General features: G+C 55.5%; 16 protein-coding genes. 6 read left to right on the top strand and 10 right to left on the bottom strand.

Annotated elements, in window-relative coordinates; translation table 11 throughout:
* A partial coding sequence (locus JWG43_RS12320) for a hypothetical protein (protein ID WP_205243239.1) occupies window positions 1-421 on the top strand: 421 nt, incomplete at its 5' end.
* On the opposite strand, the gene JWG43_RS12325 is transcribed toward JWG43_RS12320, so the two are convergent.
* Window positions 396-1649, bottom strand: coding sequence for a chloride channel protein (locus tag JWG43_RS12325; protein ID WP_240193563.1), 1254 nt, complete (start codon window positions 1647-1649; stop codon window positions 396-398). The genes JWG43_RS12320 and JWG43_RS12325 overlap by 26 nt on opposite strands.
* An 840-nt stretch (window positions 1650-2489) precedes the next feature.
* On the opposite strand from JWG43_RS12325, the gene JWG43_RS12330 reads away from it, so the two are divergent.
* Together JWG43_RS12330 and nifJ are read left to right on the top strand one after the other, a co-directional pair.
* The gene (locus tag JWG43_RS12330; protein ID WP_205243240.1) at window positions 2490-2666 is read left to right on the top strand and encodes a hypothetical protein; all 177 of its coding nucleotides are present in this window, start codon (window positions 2490-2492) and stop codon (window positions 2664-2666) included.
* Between the two features lie 452 nt (window positions 2667-3118).
* Window positions 3119-6694 (top strand): pyruvate:ferredoxin (flavodoxin) oxidoreductase, encoded by a 3576-nt coding sequence (gene nifJ / locus JWG43_RS12335; protein WP_205243241.1) that lies wholly within the window; start codon window positions 3119-3121, stop codon window positions 6692-6694.
* Between the two features lie 295 nt (window positions 6695-6989).
* Here the strand turns inward: nifJ and JWG43_RS12340 are convergent, their stop codons facing one another.
* Complete coding sequence (locus JWG43_RS12340) at window positions 6990-7922, bottom strand: YkgJ family cysteine cluster protein (protein WP_205243242.1); 933 nt, start codon at window positions 7920-7922, stop codon at window positions 6990-6992.
* A gap of 300 nt (window positions 7923-8222) precedes the next feature.
* Between JWG43_RS12340 and JWG43_RS12345 the strand changes: the two genes are divergently transcribed.
* Window positions 8223-8420 (top strand): hypothetical protein, encoded by a 198-nt coding sequence (locus tag JWG43_RS12345; protein ID WP_205243243.1) that lies wholly within the window; start codon window positions 8223-8225, stop codon window positions 8418-8420.
* A gap of 68 nt (window positions 8421-8488) precedes the next feature.
* The gene (locus JWG43_RS12350; RefSeq protein ID WP_205243244.1) at window positions 8489-9286 is read left to right on the top strand and encodes a histidinol-phosphatase; all 798 of its coding nucleotides are present in this window, start codon (window positions 8489-8491) and stop codon (window positions 9284-9286) included.
* 12 nt (window positions 9287-9298) lie between these two features.
* Here the strand turns inward: JWG43_RS12350 and JWG43_RS12355 are convergent, their stop codons facing one another.
* The 5 genes from JWG43_RS12355 to JWG43_RS12375 all read right to left on the bottom strand — a co-directional run bounded on the left by JWG43_RS12355 (window position 9299) and on the right by JWG43_RS12375 (window position 17169).
* Window positions 9299-10927, bottom strand: coding sequence for a HEAT repeat domain-containing protein (locus JWG43_RS12355; protein WP_205243245.1), 1629 nt, complete (start codon window positions 10925-10927; stop codon window positions 9299-9301).
* A 196-nt stretch (window positions 10928-11123) separates the two neighbouring features.
* Window positions 11124-12851, bottom strand: coding sequence for an FAD-dependent oxidoreductase (locus tag JWG43_RS12360; RefSeq protein ID WP_205243246.1), 1728 nt, complete (start codon window positions 12849-12851; stop codon window positions 11124-11126).
* A gap of 71 nt (window positions 12852-12922) precedes the next feature.
* Entirely contained in the window at window positions 12923-15205 is a 2283-nt protein-coding gene (locus tag JWG43_RS12365) for a hypothetical protein (protein ID WP_205243247.1), read from the bottom strand.
* Window positions 15206-15809: 604 nt separating this feature from the next.
* Entirely contained in the window at window positions 15810-16412 is a 603-nt protein-coding gene (locus JWG43_RS12370; protein WP_205243248.1) for a response regulator, read from the bottom strand.
* Window positions 16384-17169 (bottom strand): sensor histidine kinase, encoded by a 786-nt coding sequence (locus JWG43_RS12375; RefSeq protein WP_205243249.1) that lies wholly within the window; start codon window positions 17167-17169, stop codon window positions 16384-16386. Before JWG43_RS12375 ends, JWG43_RS12370 begins: the two co-directional genes overlap by 29 nt.
* Before the next feature lie 682 nt (window positions 17170-17851).
* Here JWG43_RS12375 and JWG43_RS12380 point away from each other — a divergent pair.
* Complete coding sequence (locus JWG43_RS12380; protein WP_205243250.1) at window positions 17852-18259, top strand: hotdog fold thioesterase; 408 nt, start codon at window positions 17852-17854, stop codon at window positions 18257-18259.
* 88 nt (window positions 18260-18347) lie between these two features.
* Here JWG43_RS12380 and JWG43_RS12385 read toward each other — a convergent pair whose 3' ends face one another.
* The 3 genes from JWG43_RS12385 to zwf form a co-directional block, all read right to left on the bottom strand.
* Window positions 18348-18746, bottom strand: a complete 399-nt coding sequence (locus JWG43_RS12385; protein ID WP_205243251.1) for a hypothetical protein — start codon at window positions 18744-18746, stop codon at window positions 18348-18350.
* Window positions 18747-18954: 208 nt separating this feature from the next.
* Window positions 18955-20052: a TIGR04283 family arsenosugar biosynthesis glycosyltransferase gene (locus tag JWG43_RS12390; RefSeq protein ID WP_205243252.1), complete on the bottom strand. Its 1098-nt coding sequence runs from the start codon at window positions 20050-20052 to the stop codon at window positions 18955-18957.
* Window positions 20053-20110: 58 nt separating this feature from the next.
* The gene (gene zwf / locus JWG43_RS12395) at window positions 20111-21628 is read right to left on the bottom strand and encodes a glucose-6-phosphate dehydrogenase (RefSeq protein ID WP_205243253.1); all 1518 of its coding nucleotides are present in this window, start codon (window positions 21626-21628) and stop codon (window positions 20111-20113) included.

A 21628-nucleotide genomic window follows, 5' to 3' on the forward strand; every position in this document is an offset into this window, starting at 1 on the left:
CGGCGCGGTGGAGTGCGGTTGCAAGGAGTTCAAAAACGTCTTCTACACCCAGTGGGAATCACGTCCGGCAACTGCGGCGGATAAAGAAAAAAATCTGCTTGAACAGGCCATCGAGGTGGCGGCGACCACCGTCCACCTCCTCAATGAGGTCATCCCCAGACCGGCGCTGGGAGGGGTAACGCCAGCCGATGTGCAGCGGGGTGAAGAGGAAAGCCGCCGACGGAAAATAGAGCGGTATCGCCAGGAGGAAGAGGACAAACCGCAGCCACCCCCTCCATCACGGCCCATCTGGGAGGTGGTCAAACAGGCAGTGAAGGCAGAGGCGATGAGCACCAAGGAAGTGCTCACCAGACTCGCCTTCTTCGGCATGCGGCCCTTGCGAAGGGTCGCTCAACTCAATAGGGAGGTGTGGGGGAATTAAGGTGATTTTTTGTCCGATTTATCTTGCGCCACTGCAGGTAATTGCCGGTCATCTCAAAAAGGAGAAAGATGGCGGTGAGTGGTGCATGGGTCGAGGCGGCAACAAAGGCTCCGATGCCCACCGTGGCATACGCCCCGGGGGAGGCCGTATAGTGCGGCAGAAAATGATGAACAACACTGCCATAGGCCCCGCCCAGGACCGCACCGATGAACAGTGCAGGGGCAAAAACCCCTCCGGCACCACCTGAGCCCAGGGTGATGGCCGTGGCCAGGGATTTGAGAGCGACCAGGGCCAGCATCTGCCACATCAAGGTTTCTCCGGCCAGGGTTTCAGCTATGTATTCATAGCCTTCTCCCATGACCTGAGGGAAAAAAAGGGCAATACACCCCAATAAAAAAGCGCCAAAAATCGGTTTCACCTGCGCATGCAGGGGGAGGGCCTGGAATCGGTCACGGACAAAATAAAAAAGGCGGATATGGAACACCGCCACCACTCCGACAATGACCGCCATCAGGGTATAGAGGGGCAGCTCGACAAAGGCGTTGACAATTGTGTAATCCGGAATGGGAAATGCGGGTACTTCTCCGTAATAGGCTCGGGAAACAACCGTGGCCAATGCAGAAGCAATCACCAGGGCCGCGAAGGAGGAGAGTTCATAGGTACCGAGCAGGACGATCTCGGCGGCGAAGAACACCCCGGCCAGGGGGGCATTGAAGATACCGGCAACGCCCCCGGCACAGCCGGCGGCAATATAAACCTTCCGCCGCGAACCCGAGACCCGGAATCGCTGCCCCACCTGAGACCCGAGGGCTCCACTGATCTGGGCTATAGGCCCTTCCACACCGGCCGAGTTTCCGGAACCAATGGTCAGGGCGGTGCTGATGGTTTTGATGAAAATGTTCCGGGCTCGGATAACACCGTTTTCCAGATTAACCCGGCGCAGAAAAGCCGTGAACCCATATCCGTTGACCTTACCGGGAAAGGCTAGAGACAATGGGATCAGCAGGGCAGCGCCGGTCATGGGCAGCAGAGGCAGAAGAAACCAGCGCCAACCACCCTCCCCTATCCGCAGCAGCTCATACCCCCGGACAAAGAGCATTTGATGCACGAACTCCACGGTCTCCCGGAACACGATGATGACCAACCCGGCCATAACCCCGATGCAGGCGGCGATCATGAGCATTCGTGATCGATCACCCGGTAAAAAAGGTTTCAGTCTAGCCAGCATATCCGCTCCGGTTTCCAGGTCGTGCAGTCATTTGGTACATCTTTGGAACATAGCAGTGAACGGTTGCCGGTCATTCCTGAGCGACAGTCACCGGTCTGGAAAAACAATTCCGCGACTGCAATCGCCACAAATAAACGCCAATGAAATATATCCGGCGGTCTGGCGTGTTTCAGTCATGGAGAGGGCCGGGCCATGCACTTGCCGCCCCTGTCTGCCGCGCGAAGCGACCTGGGCCGTGACGAACCCAGGACAAGGCGACCATAACAAAAACCACGTCTGAAAAAAAGAACCTCTCACAAAAAAAAGACTACCACCTCGTGTCCCTCCACAAGCAAGAATTTCTGTTCTCACTGGAGGCACCCTGGCAAAGGTGCCCACAGGCATGGAGATCCTGTTCGAAGAGGTCATGTGCGGTGCCACAAAGTGTCAAGCATGGATCCATGAGCGTTCGTCCGCAGGTCGGCTTTGTTATTGGTGGCCGTTCGATTAAAGTAGACTGTATCGGACGGGTACGGAAATGAAGTTAGCGGATGAACATCCCCAAGGGCGGCGAGTACAGTCGCATTAGACAATTTTTCTCCAAGTACAACCTGATTTCGTTACATTACAACCTAAACAGCAGCACAGCAGCTCAACCTTGACGAATCCAGGTCAGGGGAAGAAATCCATTTCTGGACACCGGAACCACCTCGAGCAAACAGAATATACGTCCGCGGGATGGTCACCTGCACCATCCGAACCTTGCACAATGGTTTCCTGTCCCCTATAATGGTCTCGTGCACCCCTTCGCTGTACAGTCAGCGTCTCTATTTTCACACCGATTCATTGCGGGAAGGTCTCATGCCAGACAATAAAAGAAAACCCGATGCCGCCAGGGTAGCCTTCCTACGTTCACTGCCCGCTGAAATCAAAGCGACCATCAGCGGAACCGAGGCCGAACAGTTCATGTACGGAGACGATATCCCGGAATCCCTCTTTGAAAAAATCAAGGATTTCCTGGTGGACAACGACGAATAAACGATTCCTCCCTTGGACGTCAATCTGCTCACCAGCCCGCCCCATCTTTGCGTACCCGGGCCGAGTTGTACCCAAGCCGACACCGGTAGGCCGTATCTCTTGCCGGGAGCGGCAACCCATTGCAACTGTATGGATTTCCGCAAACGCTTTAGCATTGCATAATGCTATTATTTGGTTTATGTTGCCCCATTAAGGTGCTGAATGTCAATTCAGTATCTCAGCCGGCAACACCCTTTTTCCTCTGCATTGTGCAGTTGATGTGCAACCAAGGTCTACCGGTACAGTTATCAGTCATATCCTGCCTGCAGCAACAAGAGGGCGAAAAACAGGGCGGCACGACCTGAATTTTTTTTCAAGGTTCCCCGGAACCTTTCCCATGGCGTTCATCTTTTAACCGTTTCCGGCGGCCAGCCGTCGGCAAATACCAACCACCGTGTAAGGAGAATGATCTTATGTCGCGAAAAATGGTCACTATTGACGGAAACCAGGCATGTACGCATGTAGCGTATGCCACAAGTGAAGTCATAACAATCTATCCCATTACGCCATCGTCTCCGATGGCGGCCGAAGCGGATGCCAAGGCCAATGCCAAACAGAAGAACATCTGGGGCTCCATCCCGGTCATCTCCCAGATGCAGTCCGAGGCCGGTGTGGCTGGCTCCATCCACGGTTCGTTGGGTGCCGGAGCGCTGTGCACCACTTTCACCGCATCCCAGGGCCTGCTGCTGCTGACCCCCAACATGTACAAGATCGCCGGCGAACTCCTGCCCACGGTCTTCCATGTCACCGCCCGCGCCATTGCCTGTCAGGGTCTGTCCATTTTCGGCGACCACGGCGATGTCATGGCCGTTCGCCAGACCGGCTGGGCTCTGATCTGCTCCCAGGATGTCCAGGAAGCGCAGGACTTCTCCCTGATTTCCACCCAGGCGACCCTGGCCTCCCGCATCCCCTTCCTCCATTTCTTCGACGGATTCCGCACCTCCCACGAAGTTATGAAGATCGAGGAGTTGAGCTATGAAGAAATGCAGGCCATGATCGATGAAGACCTGATCATTGCCCACCGTGAGCGCGCCCTGACCCCGGACCGTCCCACTATCGGCGGAACCGCGCAGAACCCTGATGTCTACTTCATCGGTCGCGAAACGGTCAATAAATTCTACGAAGCGCTTCCGGGCATTGTCCAGCAGACCATGGACAAATTCGCCGCCATCACCGGGCGTCAGTACCACCTCTTTGATTACATCGGTGCCCCCGATGCCACCGATGTTATCGTTGTCATGGGCTCCGGTGCCCTGACCGTCACCTCCACCGTCGAACATATGGTCGCCCAGGGCGACAAAGTGGGCGTGGTTATTGTCCGCCTGTTCCGTCCGTTTGACGCCACAGCCATGGTCAATTCCCTGCCGCCGACCGTGGAAAGGATCACGGTGCTTGACCGTACCAAAGAGCCCGGCTCCAACGGCGATCCGCTTTACCTTGATGTCCGCACAGCCCTCACCGAGGCTGCCGAGGCCAACCCGACCATGTTCACCCCGGTCATCCTCAACGGCCGCTATGGCCTGGGTTCCGCCGAGTTCACTCCGGCCATGGTCAAGGCTGTCTACGACAACATGGCTTCCCTGGCACCGAAGAAAAAATTCTGTGTCGGCCCCAACGACGACGTGGCTTTCACCAGCCTCAAGTACGACAAGACCTACAATATCGAGGGCGCCGACGTCTATCGGGCCATGTTCTATGGGCTGGGCTCCGACGGCACCGTCGGCGCCAACAAGAACACCATCAAGATCATCGGTGAAGAAACCGATAATTCGACCCAGGGATACTTTGTCTACGACTCCAAGAAATCCGGTTCCATGACCGTCTCGCATCTGCGTTTCGGCAAGAATCAGATCGTTGCTCCCTATCTGATCAATAAAGCCAACTTCGTAGCCTGCCATAACCCCGCCTTCCTCAACACCTATGACATGGTGGGCAAACTCGAGTCCGGCGGCACCTTCCTGCTGACCACCACCTTCACCAAGGATGAGATCTGGGATCACCTGCCGGCCATGGTGCAGAAACAGCTCATCGAAAAGAAAATCAAATTCTACATCATCGATGCGGTCAAACTCGGTCAGGCTCTAGGCCTGGGGGCGCGCATCAACATGATCATGCAGACCGCTTTTTTTGTCATCTCCGACATCATCAGCAAGGATGATGCCATCAAGGCGATCAAAGACGCGATCAAAAAGACCTACGGCATCAAGGGCGACAAGGTCCTGAAAATGAACTACGGTGCCGTTGATGGTGCCATTGAGAATATCGTCGAAGTCAAGATCCCGAAAAAAATCAGCGGACATGAACTGCCGCCCACCGTTTCCGAGGAAGCCCCGGACTTTGTAAAAACCGTGACCGCCAAAATGATGGCCGGGTTCGGTGACGAGATCCCGGTGTCCCAATTCCCCAATGACGGTCGCTGGCCCACCGCCACCTCCCAGTGGGAAAAACGCAATATCGCTGTTACCGTGGCCCAGTGGGATCCAGCATCCTGCATCCAGTGCGGTCGCTGTTCGCTGGTTTGTCCGCACGGCTGCATCCGCATGAAGGTCGCCACCCCCGAGGCCCTCAAGGCCGCAGGTGCCGATGCCAGCTTCAAGACCGCCGATGCGGTGGGCAAGGAATTCAAGGGTATGCAGTTCACCGTTCAGGTCTCCACCCCCGACTGCAACGGCTGTACCCTGTGCGTGGTCGCCTGTCCGGCCCGCGCCAAGGACAAGGATGGCAAGAAGACCGAGCACCGTGCGCTGGAAATGGTCAATAACACCGACGCGGTCAAGGCCGAATCACTGAAGACCTGGAAAACCTTCCTGGCCCTGCCGGAAGTGGATGAGAGCCTGTTCAATGTCGGCACCATCAAGGGCAGCCAGTTCAAACGGCCCCTGTTCGAGTTCTCCGGCGCCTGCGCCGGTTGCGGTGAGACCCAGTACATCAAACTCATCAGCCAGCTGGTTGGCGATCGGATGCTGGCGTCCAATGCCACCGGTTGCTCTTCCATTTACTCCGGCAACCTGCCCACCACCCCGTACTGTCAGCGTGACGACGGACGCGGTCCGGCTTGGTCCAATTCCCTGTTCGAGGACAACGCCGAGCATGGATTGGGTATGCGCCAGGCCGTGGACAAACTGGCCAGCCAGGCCGTTGAACTGGTTGAAGAGGCTGTCAAGGATGGCCTGGTCACCAAGGCCCTGGCTGACTCCCTGCTCACTTCTTCGCAGAAAACCCAGGCCGAGATCGAAGCCCAGCGGGCTCGCGTGGCCGAACTGAAGGCAGCTCTGGAGGGTAAAAAAGACAAGATCTCCAAGCGTCTTCTCCCGGTGGCTGATTATCTGGTGAAAAAATCGGTGTGGATCATTGGTGGTGACGGCTGGGCCTATGACATCGGGTACGGCGGCCTGGATCACGTACTGTCCACCGGCATGAACGTCAATGTCCTTGTCATGGACACCGAGGTCTACTCCAACACCGGTGGTCAGATGTCCAAGGCCACCCCGCGGGCCTCGGTCGCACAGTTCGCCGCCGGCGGCAAGAAATCACCCAAAAAGAACATGGGCCTGATCTTCTCCACCTTCGGCAATGTCTATGTGGCCCGGGTCGCCCTCGGAGCCAACCCGCAGCAGACCATCAAGGCCATCCAGGAAGCCGAGGCTTATGACGGTCCGTCCATCATCCTCGCGTACGCCCACTGCATCAACCACGGCATCAATATGGCCATTGGTCTGGATCAGCAGAAGAAAGCGGTCGAGTGCGGTCACTGGTCACTGTTCCGCTACAACCCGACGCTTGAAGCAGAAGGCAAAAACCCGATGGTTATTGATTCCAAGGAACCGACCATCTCCTTTGCCGATTATGCCATGAACGAAAACCGCTACCGGATGCTGAAACTCTCCAACCCGGAAATGGCCGATGAGTTGATGGCACTGTCCCAGCAAGACGTTGATAAAGCCTGGAAACTGCTCAAGGGTTGGGCTAAGGCTCTTGAAAGCGAATAAACCTGGAAAACCATCATCCGTCCGCGGATGATGACAAACAAAAAAAAACCTGCCGGCTCACGCCGGCAGGGTTTTTTTTGTGGCAGAAACCTGAATCCGTGACGGCTGGTGAAAGGTATCGCCAAGGATTCCCCTACAATTAAGATGATTACAGCAAGATATATCCGAAATAAGAGTTCAGCCGTCACGCATTCAGGAGAAAGGGACGCGTTCTCCATCCCCTCCGAAGCTTGCTCAGGTCGTCCCGGGTTGTCAAGAACGGGGACTCAGGATTAGCCGTCTTTTCTTGGTCGGCTTACCGTTCCCGTGCCATGCGGTCCCGTTCCGCTTTCATTTGCTGATACTCCTGCTCCGCCTTCTGCAGCGCTTCGTCCTGGCGCTTTCTGATTTCTTCCACCTTGCTCTGAATTTTTTCCTCCTTGATGCTGAGGCCAGCGGCTCCGAACAAGGTATTGGCAAGATATTTGAATGAAAAGAGCATCAGCTTGACATCATCTTCCCTGATCGCGGCCAGGGTTTCGGCATCGACCTCATAGGTGTCAAGAAAAGAACTCTCAAAAATAAAAGTACGAAAAGTATCAAGGTCGGTTGAAGCCATGAAGAACATGCGTTTGGCGGCATCACTCAAGGAAGCCTGATGGCCAAAGGATTTACGCCGCATCACCAGGCGCAGCCAGTCCTTGTTCATCTCGTCCCGCAGGTCGACCCCCTGGTCCTGCCGCCACTCTCCGATGGTCCATTGCTTCGGTTCCTCGTGCCCTTTGCAGTGCGGTTCTTTGACCAGAAAGAAAAATTTCTCCTCGGCATCATCATCCTTGCCTCCTTCATGAAAGTCGGCCATGCCCACCGGGTAATACCGACAAGCGGAAGGCCTGTCCGTATAGACGGTGCATCCTTGTGGGGTCACAAACGGACAACCATTTTTCTCGCCAACCAGTTTTATCTGCAATCCGGGCATATCGGTTTTTTCCAGGTAGGTCGGTTCGGTATACTCGGTGATGAATGCATGCGCCGGCATATTGAGCCGTTTGCGAAGGACAAGGATGTCATACGGTGTGAGAATGATCTTGATATTATGACAGCATGCAGTGAAGCAACTCACCTCAGGATGGCACTCAAATTGCAATCGTGAGTCAAGAGTTAATTTTTCCGGCTGAATGTTGGACGGGTTTTTGTCCGTAGCCTTTAAAAAATCATATTCAGTCTTATTCTTTTTTTTAATGACCATTAAGCACCTCGTGCGGGTGAGGATTGAAAGCAAGAATATACGTCTTGCAACATTGGCTAAACACGAAAAATTGCCATTTTACCATGTGACATGGCGGTGTCAAACCTTATCAGGATAATAATCCTTCAGCATGGAGCAACACACTAAGACGCAAGGTTTGAAAAGGCAATGCAGGCCTGAGTCAAGGATTCAGGCTGAAGAAAACAATCGTCCCCGGTGCGTATTTTATTTGTATTCCACCACAAACCTGCTAGAAGACAACCACAGTGTTTTTTAATCCCTTTGGACCGACAAACATCTATGAAAAAATTTTTTCACAACCCCATTGATTTCAGCAAGGTCAACACGCTCATCTACCATCTGCCGGATGGCCCTGCCTTTTCGGTTGAAATGAGCGATTTGGAAGGGTTCATCGATATCGACATCGGCCTTGGTGATGTCTGCGATACCACCGATATCGACGGCGTCCTCCATTTTTTTCCCAAAGGAAACGCCTGACTCCTGCACTTCTTTATTTTTCGATTAAAATATTATCGAACGCCGCCCAGCGTTTTCCTTGCGCCGCCATGTCTCTTCCGCCGATTATTGACATCACAACCGATGGCCATGTGCACACTCACCTCTGCAATCATGCAGTAGGCGAAATGGAAGAGTATGTCGAGCACGCTGTGGCCCAAGGATTACGTGGCATCACCTTTCTCGAACATCTTGAAGCCGAAATACGTTATCAACCCCGCAGTTGGCTGGAGAAAGAAGAATTCGATATCTATTTCCGCGAGGGTGAGCGGCTTAAACACCGCTTTGGAAGCGTAATCAAAATCCGTTTAGGAGTGGAAGCCGGATACAATCCGGCCGCATCCAACCTTCTCAGGGAAAAGCTGAGCCATTATCCCTGGGATCGAATCGGTATTTCCTGCCATTTCCATCCGCAAGGCGAGGTTCATCGCAATCTGCTCAGCCGCCGCCGGGAAAGCCTGGATCAACTGGCTGCCATCGGGGTCGATTTTGTTGTCACACAGTATTTCGACGCCTTGCTCGAAGCCGTGGACTTTATCGACTGTGATGTCCTCTGTCACCTCGATGCGGTTCTCCGGCACTATCCAGGCATCCGGTTCAATACGGAGCACCAACAACAGATCGCTGCCTTACTGGACGCCATGCAGGCCAAAGGTGTGGCACTGGAAATCAACACCTCGGGGTTTGATTACCGCGGCTCTCCTTTTCCGACGCCATGGATCATCGCCGCAGCCATGGAACGCGGCATTCCCTTGAGTGCCGGATCCGACGCCCATCGACCGGAAGATGTCGGGCGGTACTTCGATCGCCTTCCGGACTACCTGGTACAGGTTGCAGCGCAGTCCTAACCTCGAAACCATTCAGGGCATCTTGATAAATTGCCGCATAGCGGTACGCAACGATTCGGCATTAAAGGGTTTGATGAGAATGTGATCCACGCCGGCCTGCGAAGCCGCCTGGTGATCCTGGACATCACTCTGGGTCGTGACCATGATCACCGGCAGTTCTTCACGTGAATACAGCTTGCGGATGCCGGTGGTCAGTTCGATCCCGGATAGTACCGGCATATTGAGATCAGTCAGCACCAGGGCCGGTTTTTCCTTGGCGAGCCATTTCAACGCCCCGGCGGGAAACTCAAAAACCACCGGTTCAAAACCAAGCTCATGCAAGGTTGCCTTGTAAATATTGAGAATCATCCTGGAGTCATCAACAGCGCATATTTTGACTCGCACAGGCCCTTCTTTTTTTCCTCCCTCGATTTCACCGGCAAATTCGTTCAGCCCCCGTTTTTTCAGCAGGTCAACATAGTGCTGTTTCACATCGGGATGGGCATGGGGGAGATACATCAGCGCCATTTCCTGAAAATACTCTTCCCCGGCCAGACTGATAAAAAGGTTGTCAACCTGGGCATTGACAATGATTTTAACAATATGACGGGACTCCTCGGTCATCGGTCGAAGCAAGTTCTTGATGCCCGCGGCCAATATCTCGTTAAAATTACGGTCAATCGCCCGTGCCGCAGCTGTACAGACATGATCCTCGCGGTCGGTGAGACCGGCGGCAAGGGTATATGCCCCCTTCCGTAGAGGAAGCGCGGCCAGGGCCTCGTAGGCGGCGAATCGGACGTTGGCGTTTTTCGGCAGGGCGGTGAGCAGGGAACGGATCGGCATAATGGCGCTCTCATCGCCAATATCACCAAGGACATTGAGGGTATGGACCAGCAGATCGCTGTCCTCTTCCTTAAGATTTTCGATCAGGATCGGCACGGCCTTGACACCGATGCGGATCAGTTCATCCTTGGCAAAAATACGCATATGGGCGTAATGGGACCGCAGGGTGTCATTCAGTTTATCCAGGGAGACCTGGTCCTGCACCTCGGCAAAAATTCCCAGTATGATCAGGTCCATTTCATTGTCCGTGCCCATGCGTTCGACAAGGCGGTGCATGGCCGTATGGGTGCCGACCTGGCCAAGGGCATGGATAGCGGCTATTATCAGATCACGATCCGCTGCATACAGATAATCGGTCAAGGTGCTGACCGATTCCGGATCACCAATCAAGCCCAGGTTCTCGATGATCAACCTGATGGTGGCGCTGTCCCGGGTTTCGGCAAGCAGAGCGATGAGAGCCGGGGTGGCCTGCTCGAACTTCAACTCACCAGCGGTTTCAATCATCACCCTTTTGTCGGTAATCTCCGGGTCAGCCAGCGATTTGAGCAGAACCTCCGGATAAGCGATCAAATGAGAAATCAGAGTTTCCCGAATGATGGGCAGCCCTGCGGCCAGTTCAGGCCTGGTCACCAGGATATGATTCAACAGCGGCACGGTAAACTCCATGGCACCGCGGGACACCTCATACAGCAGTCGGTTCTGCGTCTTTTTATCGACTTCGCCGAGATGATCCAGGACCAGGCGCGCCTTGAGGAGATCCCCGGTGCGAATATTGTCTTGAATCTCCTGTATCATGTGTTCCACGTTGACCTCGGTCATATTTACCCCCTCTCGGCTGCGGAACCAACCGTCCCGGTGACTTGAGTGTAGTGAGCGGAACATTTCCTGTTCCACTCGCAATCTGAATCCGTTGTTATTCCTAACGACCTGCACCAACCAGTCGACGAGCTATCCATCAGGGACCCCGGCCCGATGGCACCGAACCGGGGCCGCCTGACAGATCAGAGCAGACATCCTAATGTATCAACCAATCGACCCCAAGCCGGCTGATCACATTGAGTCCTCCACATAAAACCATGCTATCCGTTTTGCCGAGATGGTCAAGGAAGACCTGCACCTCATAGGAACGGGTCCCGGCATTACAGATTATGATCCAGGTTTTTCCAGCCGGCAATTCATCATACCGCGCCCGCACCTGTTCGTACTGCAGGGCTACCCACCTCTCGGCTCCGAACTTTTCGACATACGGTGCCGCCTCCAGAGGATGGCGGAGGTCGAGTATAGCCCAATCAGGCTCGCTGTCCATATCCTGCATCCACCGCAGGAAATGATCGAGATCAACCCGACGCAGACGCTGGTCACAAAGATTCTCCGCCACATACGCCGCCGCGTTGATCGAATCAATGGCCGAGGAGAAGGGCGGTGCGTAGGCCATCTCCACGTTGGCAAAATCCTCGATGGACCCTCCCTTGGCGATCAGGGCGGCAGCAGCATCCACCCGGGCGGAAATGGAGTCGTTCATCATGCCAAAGGCCTGGAGGCCGAGGACGCGGCGCGACCGTCGATCAAAGACCAACTGCAGGATGACCACAGCCTGATTTGGAAAAAAATGGGCGCGATCAGGCGGCGAGGTCAGGGCGTAGTCCGCTTCAAAGCCTTCAAATTGCGCTGCCTCGTAACTGATCCCGGTCGCCGCGATGCAGCGGTCAAAAGCCTTCATGATGAACGAACCACATACCCCTTTGAACATTGCCGGAATGCCGGCCATATTATCGGCGACGATCCGTCCCTCTCGGTTGGCCAGGGAGCCAAGAGGGGCATAGGTGTCCCGACCGGTGACCAGACTGGTGATGGCGATGCAGTCACCGGCGGCGTAGATATCGGGATCAGTCGTCTGCAGCCGCTGGTTGACCTTGATACCGCCCCAGGGGGTCACGTCAAGCCCTGCCTCCCGGGCCAACTCACTCCGCGGCCGCACACCGACAGCCATGATCACAAGATCTGCCTCGAGCCTGCGCAAACCGGTCTGCACGCCGACAACCTTGCCCTGCCCGTCATCGAGCAGCTGCATGGCCGATTCACCGGTATACACGGTCACGTTTTTTTCCATCAGGTGCTGTTTGAGCATGGCGGCAAAGGGCCAATCAACTATGCAGGGCAGCAGTTGGGGCTCCAGTTCCAGCAGGGACGTTTCCACGCCCCAGAGATCGGTGAGCGACTCAGCCATCTCGATGCCGATGGCGCCGCCGCCGATCACCACCGCCCGGCTGACCTGGCCCTGGGCAATCCGTTTACGGATTTCGATGGCTTTGTGCAGATCGGCAATGGTGAAGACCCCGTCAAGATCAGCACCGGGGATGGGCAGCTCAAACGGTCTGGAACCGGTGGCCAGCATAAGCTTATCATAACTCAGATCATGCTGATCGCCGGTGTCGAGATTCTCCACCCGAACTTTTTTCCCCTGACGGTCGATGGCCAGGGCCCGGGTCCGGGTCATCACCCGCACCCCTTTGGCGTTGTTGAAAAAAGCAGGGTCGCGGACAACGTGAAAGCTGGTGGCCCGCAACTCGCTTTCATCGGACACATCACCGCTGACGTAATAGGGAATACCGCAGCCGCCGTACGAAATCAGACTGTCCTGGTCAACCAGGGTGATCTCCCAGTCCGGTTGCAGCCGTTTCAGCCTGCAGGCGGCTTTGGGCCCCGCGGCTACGGCCCCGATGATGATAATTTTTTTACTCATGCTCAACTCCTCTTTAAATATATCGGTCAGATTTGTACCTTGTATGAATCCATGGCTGCAGGGCAGACCCTTCAATTCGTGGCTCCCTGCTCCGCCTTTTCGGGTTCCGGTCCCGGCTCGATTTCGTTCCTTCCCTTTTCCTCCGAGGGTATACCCTGGAAGAAATCAGCTAATTGTGCCCGTATCGCTTCCTGCAAGGCCTCAATATCCGCCTCTGGTTCGTCATCGGTACCATGAAGACGCACTTCGACAACGGTGTCCCGCAGTGGCATAGGTTCCCGCCAGTCTTCGACTCTCAGGGCGAGAAGTGCCGACGTATGCTCTTCCTGGACATGCAGATGCCGGACATGCAATTTTCGCCGAAGAAAATCGATCCAGACAGCCGCCGGCCCGACATCGATGAAATCCTGCCAGTCCTCGGCCACCATCAACTCCCGGAGCACCACCCGTTTGTCCCCAACCGGAGCTCGATGTTCCACTTCAATGGTCAGTTGCTGTTCCTGGTGGAGTAAACCCTTTTTTTCAATCACGGCCAAGTCCTCAACAACAGCAGAGAGATTGTGCAAGGACAATCGCCGGTTGTGCCAGGAACCTGAACCCGTAAAAGATAGATCTCCCTCCAGGCTGATGCCGGCAGGGTCATACCCAAGGCTCTGCAGTATTGAGGTGCTCCTGGCGAGATCCATTGAGCCCCGAGCCGTTAAAGAGGTGTGCCTCTTCCCGGCCCATTTCTGTCCGCCCTCCAAGACAAGGGCCAAGGTTCCCGGCCAGGAAACACTCTCCAGTTCCAGCTTGGTAAAAAGCTGCTCACGATCCAATTTAGAAGGAAGTCGCCCCTGCAGAGTAAGGAAAAAATCGTGGATCGGAAGGAGGGGTACCGCTTCCCTGGTGAGGGCAAAATCATTGATAAAAGTCCGGGTTGCAAACTGATAGCCATCCCCCCCCACCGCTTCCAGGGAACCGGTGAGTTGCAGCAGTCCGCTGCCGCGCCAGGGAAGGGTGAAAAACTGGCCGAGTTGGGCTGACATCGCATCCAGATCAGCGCTGGCCTGGAAGGAAAAGAGATCCTGTTCACCATGGCCCTTTGCCGCAAAAAAAGGAGCATACAGCTGCAGATCGCTGATAAGGACTTTCCCCTGCCGATAGGCACCATCAATGTGCAGGGACAAGGGCGATTCCCAGACCAGGGGTTGATCGATGTACGTCGCTGAGATTCGTTCAGCCCGACACCGGGATTGAAAGATCACTTCCTGGAGGTCTCCTCTTATGTCCAGGGAGAAATCAATGCTTCCCTCTTTAATCCGGGTCTTTTCATGGAGGGCAAGGAGGTGCGGCACCTGGGCGGCAATCACCGGCAGGTCAAACGAACCCTCGGCAGTGAACAGAACCGTGGCATGGTCATAGAGTCCGGAGGCCTCCATCCGCACCGGTTGAGAATGAAGGCTGAAGGTGTTGAGGCGCCACCCCGCGTGCAAGGTACGCTCTCCATCAAAGGTGATATGCAGGGCGTCTAATTGCGGTTGATCAGGCCCCAGTGCCCCGCCGAAAAGATGGACATCATGCAGATCGGCTGTTCCCTGTATTGCCAGATCCTGGAGCCCGGAGGTGTGCAGCGAGCAGGAAGCATGCAGACGGCCGAGCCCCTGGGGTAAACCGGACCAGGATGCGGTGAGCTCGAGGAAAGGGGCAATATCCATGCCCCTTATTTCCATCTCAGCCCTGGAGATAAGAGTCTCACCAAGGGATTCCCACGACGGAGGCAGATTGATATACCCCTCGACCCGTAAACTGCCTTCCTGGTCCAGTCCGGAAAGAAAATCAAGGGCATAGTTGACAATGCCATCGGCAAGACGGCCCTTGAGCTGGACCTCGGTGGCCAGTGACCGACTGGAGGCGTCTCCCGAGTCAACCAGAACTGTTCCATGGTTGACGGCAAGCCGCAGCGCTGCCCTCTCCCACCAGGGCTTCCCGGATCCTGGAATCCTTACCGATGTCAACTTACGGTCATGAACATCGCTTGGCTGTTCCCCTTCTTTCCCGGGAGGACTCAAGGTGAGTACAGGTTGATCCAGGGTGAACGTCCCCAGGTACCGAGGCGCGGCCAGGAGGCCCAGTAACCCTTTATCACTGGAGAGCCCGGGGGTCTCCAGGCGCAGCCCCTGCCGCGGATATTCATAGCGCAGCCCCTGACAGTGCAATCCCTGTTGCCAGCCTATGGAACAGGATTGAACCTGCAGGGTCCCGGCGAGCTCCTGGTTCAACAGGTTCAGGCTGGATTGAACAACCGGTCCCAGGGAGAGGAGCACCGGTAAAAGGAAAAGCGCGGTGGCCAGGACCACTGCGCTGCTCAACATGAGTATGCGCCACTGTTTTTTCAATCCACCCTCACTGCATATCTTACTCACCGCACAAGCGATTACAGGCTCCCATCTTGGCACGATCATACTTGCCCGGATTGAGGGGCTATAGCTGAGTCACGCTTGGCCAAATCCGGGGCGTCTGTGACCGCGCACAATATCGGCGAGTGGCACATCAAACAGGCCCATTGCCAATGATTGGTTACAAACCACCCACCTGGAGCCCGGTGACAAGATACGTTCTTTGCCTGTCAACCTTGCCGCGAAAGAACGTCGTTGTCAACTGTGTTATCGTTTCTGAAAGGTACCTATCCATCGGTTGCGCACAACATACCTGCTTGCCGGTTCTTCTCAGGTGCCTGGAGGGCGGCTGATGGAGGTTGTCTTTAAGGATTCTGCCGCGATTATCATATGAGTACAGCAAAATATATCCAAAATAAGAGTCCAGCCGTCACGGATTCTGGAGGTGGACAGCACTTGGGACCAAAGCGGGAAACACGACAGGCAGCAGCAGGGCAGCTGATTGCTCCACCAAAAACGGCAGATCCGGTGATCAGAGAGGGGATGGGAATAAACAAGCGGAGAAGGAAATGCGGATCCGTCAGGGAGCTGAATAAAAACGACCGTGCCGAATCATGTCGTTTAATTCAGTCATTTTCGAATGATAGCATTCCGGGCAGATACCATGACTGAAATCGCTGCCGATGGTTTTTGAGATGAACTGCTCAATGCTGATCCAGCGGGCGTCACCATGGGGATCCACTTCCTTGTCGCGAATTTTTTTGCATTCGCTGCAGATGGACAACAGCGATTCATAGAGCCGCACCTTTTGCTGCAGCTGCTGGCCAGCAAGGCATCTGGCAATACAGAGAAACAATTCATCATGATTATAGGGCTTGAGCAGATAATCATTGGCACCTAGGCGAAGAGCTTTAATGGCAGACTCGAGTTCGCCAAACCCGGTAAGAATAAATACAGCCTGCTCCGGGCGTCTTTCCTTGGCCAGGCGCAGGACATCAAGCCCACTCAAACCATCCATGATCAGATCGGTGATAATCAGGTTGTATTGCCGATCAAGCCGGGCAACCGCCTCCTCGCCATTGGCAGCCAGATCCACGGCATAGCCCTGATCAAGCATGTCCAGGCGAAGACTTTCACGGATCAACTCTTCATCATCAACCACAAGAATGGATGTGTGCTCCATAATTCTGCTCTCCAGCGTCACCTTGTTCTCCCGCGGGGAGCAATACGGAAAAAGTCGTCCCCCGCCCCGGACTTGATGTCACTCGGATTTCTCCCTGATGCTCCCTGACAATACCATGGGCAACCGAAAGACCGAGGCAGATCTTCTGACCACTGTGTTTCCCTGCGAAACTCGGCTCGAACAGGTGCGGCAATTGTTCCGCAGAAATGCCGCCACCGGTATCGGCAATCATGATAGATACAAGTGCTCCCTGGCGTGCAGTGTGAATAGAAATTTCGCCACCGGTCGCTAACAGTGCCTCACCACTGTTTTTGATCAGATTGAACAAGACCTGCTTGATCTGGTTTTCCACACCAACCAGCAGCAGGACTCCATCGGCATATTCTTTACGCACTGTAGCCTTGCGTACTTTGAGGTGTTTGTTCAACAACAGCAACACCGAATCAATGACGCGATGCAGATCAAAAACCTCACGTATATCCGAGAAGGGTCTCTCGAAACGCTGCAGTTCCCGACTCAGGATTCCCATCCGGTCGCACTGCTCCAAAGCCAGGCGGAGCAGGTCACGGTCTCCGGTTTCAAGATCAAGCTTCCGGGAAAGCCGCGCCAGCACACTGCGAATACCACAGAGCGGATTGTTGAATTCATGGACGATGGCGCCGATCAGAGCACCAACAGACCTCATTTTTTCGGCATGCATCAACATTTGCCGGGTCTCGCGCAATTCAGACCGCGCCTTTCTGAGTTCGTCCGCCAAGTCAGTCTCGGATGCCGATCCCCTATCATCCTGAACCGAAGTGGCGTCAGGATGCAGGTCCGAGGGACAACCTGCTGACCGCTGCCTGGGGGCCGTGTCCTCGTCGGGTGCATTCAAGCGTTCAGGGTTCCGTGGTTGCTGCCCTCCGCTCACGTCACCCCGGGGCCCAGCTGAATTTCATTCATTGTCATCGCTTCCTGTACATCAGTGCATCAGCAACGGGTTTACCGGACGTGCCATCCGACCGGACGATTCCATAGACATCACCGTATAATATAGCAGACAACAAGGAAAAAAACACCCAAGAAAGACCAAAATTCAACAATAAAGCAAGAAAACACCATTCTCATTGTCCCACAACGCTTTTCGACCGATGCCCATGAAAAATGCTCCATCAGCGCCTGCTTGATAAGTGCCCGGGGACGCATGTGAACATAGGAGCCCCATTCGACTCCCGCGGCTGCCCCCTGTTTTCCCTTCCTCAACGATGATTCGACCCACCTCAGGCCCAGGGCGCATTATTTCCGTATTCGAAAGCCAAGGTTGTTTCTTTTCGAATTCAGCTATGGCATGTTGAGACATTTTTCTCGAGCGAAATCGACAGCCGATCCGCAGAGAGGGAAAAGCAACAATGATTCACCCGGGCTACTGTGACCCCGGCAACAAAGCAAGGATAGCAGTCATGTGGAAAAAACAACTGACCCTGGAAGAAATGCAGGCAGCCTGCGCATCAACCCTGATCCAACGTCTGGGAATCGAGTTCACAGCCATTGGCGAGGATTTTCTCGAGGCGCGGATGCCGGTGGATGAGCGGACCATCCAGCCCGCAGGCCTGCTGCACGGTGGCGCCTCGGCAGCTCTGGCCGAAACCCTGGGCGGAGCCGGAGCCTATCTCTGCATAGAAGCGGAACAGAGTTGTGTTGGCCTGGAAATCAACGCCAATCACGTCCGTCCCGCGGCCGGAGGATGGGTCACCGGACGGGCGACCCCGCTGCATCGGGGTCGCACCACCCAGGTCTGGAATATCATGATTCGGGACGAACAGAATCAACTGATCTGCGTGTCACGCTTGACCGTTGCGGTCCGCTGACCTTCTCCAGAACAGAGGCCACCTGGCTGAAACGCGGCAACGAACGTTCACGGATTCAGGCTGAATTCAATTGTCTGCCTGCTTCCCCTCATCGCCGCTCTTCCCGGACCTCCTTGCCGTAAAGAATCGACCAATGACGGAATCTGCGCGGCATATGGCTGCCGATACTGCCGGTCACCAGCATGGCCCAGAGTAACGGCATGACCAGATCCGGACGAAAATGAATACTGCCTGCCAGGCCGATATGCACAAGGGTGACGAGTCCTTTGCCCTGATGGATCCAGTTGCGATCCTGAACAAGTTCGAGCACAACGAGGCCAACACCGGTGGTGATGGTCAGATGATGCCAGACCTGCAACTGGGCAAAAGGAATGTGGAAAAAAAAACCACCGAACAAAAGAGCCGCGGCAGCGATGTGGCCGGTGCGTAGAGCGATATCAAGCCACCGCAGCCAACCGGGACGGTGCGTACTCCAGACCTTCTCCATCAACAGCCTCCTCTCTGGCCGCATCCATTGCGGCTCACTGGCCTCTTCCTGAATCCGTGACGACTGGATGCTTGTTTTTGATTTAATATTTTGTAATCATTTTAAAAATACGCCAATATTTCTGACAACTCACCTGCACCAGCCGCCCTTCTCCGGATGCGGGAAAAGGATTGCCGGATCCGGCAACGGGCATCGCCTTGCTTTCAGCTCATCTGTCTTCTGCTTTTTTCCGTCGCTGCGCCCCGATCTTTTCGGCCAGGGCTTCCTGAACACGGAAATACGGGGCGAGAACACCCATGAACCAGAGCATGCAGAGCAGACCGGCCAGGGCATTGCAGATGCGGAAATTGGTGCAGGGAGCAAAGATCCGGTCATGCAGAGCGAGCAGAGGGTAACGACCGGTTCCCAGCAGAGGCCGCAGGCAGACATCGGCAAGGAAAAACAGCTGCCAGGCATGCGCACGGGTGTATCGACCCAACCGATACATTTTCCGGATCGACCCCGGCAGTCCCCAGTTCCGGCGGAGCATATCCCAGAGAAGCGAGAAAAACGGGGACAGCAAAAGCTTCCCCGTCTCCTGCTGGACCCGGTAGACGCCGGGCGCCTTGGCAAAAAATGATTCTTCACCGATGCTGTCCATTCCCATGATGATGCTCATGAGGATATACCGGCGGTGGAAGCCCTCGGTCTCAAAACGACGGGCCGATGTTCCGAGCAGACCGGGCAGGGTCATCAGGGTGCCCTGGGTGCGGATTCGGGAGACAAGGCGCTGATCCTCGAGAAAGGGCAGGCGCTCATCAAATCCGCCCAGAAACCGGAAAAATTGCCGCGTCAGCAGCAGGCCCTGATCACCGTTGACGGTATTGAGGCGATTGCACCCAGTTTTTTCCTCGAGAAATCGGTAGGCCAGGGTATTGCCCGGCTGCGAGCGTATGAACCGCAGACGAAAATGGCCCGCGACCCATGCGGTTGCCAAGGCAGCCTCCTGGATGGCTTGCAGAGACCTGGCGAGAAGCAGAGGATCCATGATTCTGCTGTCGGCATGGAGAAACAGCAGATAGGTGCCCCTGGCCTGTTCCGCGGCCGCATTCATCTGCGCACCCCGCCCGCGCCTGCCTGGTATCCATCTGGCTCCGAAGGTCTCGGCCACGGTACGGGTTGCATCCACGGACCCACCATCACCGACCAGGATCTCAAAAAGGCAATCCCGCTGCTTTTCGAGATCAGCCAGCAAGAGCGGCAGGATACCGGCCTCATTGAGAGTCGGGATGATAATGCTCAGCACCGGCCGATAGCCGCACCCCATATGCAGGTATCCTCCTGGATGCCGTAAGCGCACCGCTCCCTGGCTGACCAACGACTCATCATCCCGTTTCCGCTGTCCGGGCCGGCTGCAGCCAGTTGTGCTGCTGCCTGGCCACCATGTGATCCGCGGCCGCCGGTCCCCAGCTTCCCGCGGGATAATTGGCAAAATCCGTTGCCGGGACCGCTTCCCAGGCCTCAAGAATCGGCGCGACCACCTGCCAGGCACTGTCCACCTGGTCGGCTCGCATAAAGAGGGTGGCATCACCGCGGATCACATCGAGCAACAGCGTTTCATAGGCCTCGGGAGCGGAGGTTTTGAAGGCCTCGCTGTAGAGAAATTTCATCTCCGCCCCACCCAGGAGCAGCCGGGTTCCAGGCTGTTTGACCTGGATCATGGTGCCGATACCTTCCTGGGGCTGGATACGAATAACTATACGATTGGGCTGCCAACTCTCCACCGCCGCCGAGGGGAAAAACTGGTGCGGCGGCGAGCGGAAAACAACAGCGACCTCGGAAACCTTGGCTGGGAGACGCTTACCAGTCCGCAGATAAAAAGGCACTCCCTGCCACCGCCAGTTATCGATATGAAAAGTAAAAGCAGCGTAGGTTTCAGTGTTGGACACCGGCGAGACGTTCTCCTCTTGACGATATCCGACCACCTTTTCGTCGGCAATGCTTCCTTTGAGATACTGGCCGCGCACAGCGACCCGATGCACGTCCTCGGGTCGGATCGGTCGGATGGCCCGGAGCACGTCCACCTTTTTGTTGCGGATATCATCGGCGTCAAAAGTGATCGGCGGCTCCATGGCGATCAGGCAGAGGATCTGGAGAAGATGATTCTGGACCATATCGCGCAGGGCACCGGCATGATCGTAATATTCGCCCCGCTCCTCAACTCCAACGGTTTCCGCCACCGTGATCTGGACATGATCGATATAACGTCGATTCCAGATCGGTTCAAACAGGGAGTTGGCAAAACGAAAGGCAAGAATATTCTGGACTGTTTCCTTGCCGAGATAATGGTCGATCCGATAGATCTGTGATTCGACAAACAGGTCATTGAGAAAATGGTTGAGCGAACGAGCCGAAGCCAGATCCCGGCCAAAGGGTTTCTCCACCACCAAACGGTCATGGGCGCAATCCCGGCAGACGCCAAGCCGCTGCAACATGATTGCAGCCGGCTGCATCATGACCGGCGGCACCGCCAGATAGTAGATCCGGTTGGCCCTCGCCCCCCATTCTCCCTCAATCTCCTCGAGCCGGGTCCGCAGTGCGGAACCGGCCGCGGGATGAGTCAGGTCTTCAGAAAGGTAGGAGATATTGCCGGCAAAAGCATCCCAGGTAGCGGCGTCTACCTCTCCCCGCCGGGAAAAACGGGTTATCCCTTCCCGGAGCCGCTCCCTGAAGACATCATTGTCCAGGTTTTTCCGGGCCACACCGATAATGGCAAAGCGCTCCGGCAGCTGCTGGTCGAGGAGGAGGTTATACAGCGCCGGCACGAGTTTGCGCCGGGTCAGATCGCCACCAGCCCCGAAAATGACGAGAATCGTTGGTTCAAACCGCGCCTGGCTGGTCAT

This window comes from Desulfobulbus alkaliphilus (assembly GCF_016918545.1).
GTDB classification, from domain to species: domain Bacteria; phylum Desulfobacterota; class Desulfobulbia; order Desulfobulbales; family Desulfobulbaceae; genus Desulfobulbus; species Desulfobulbus alkaliphilus.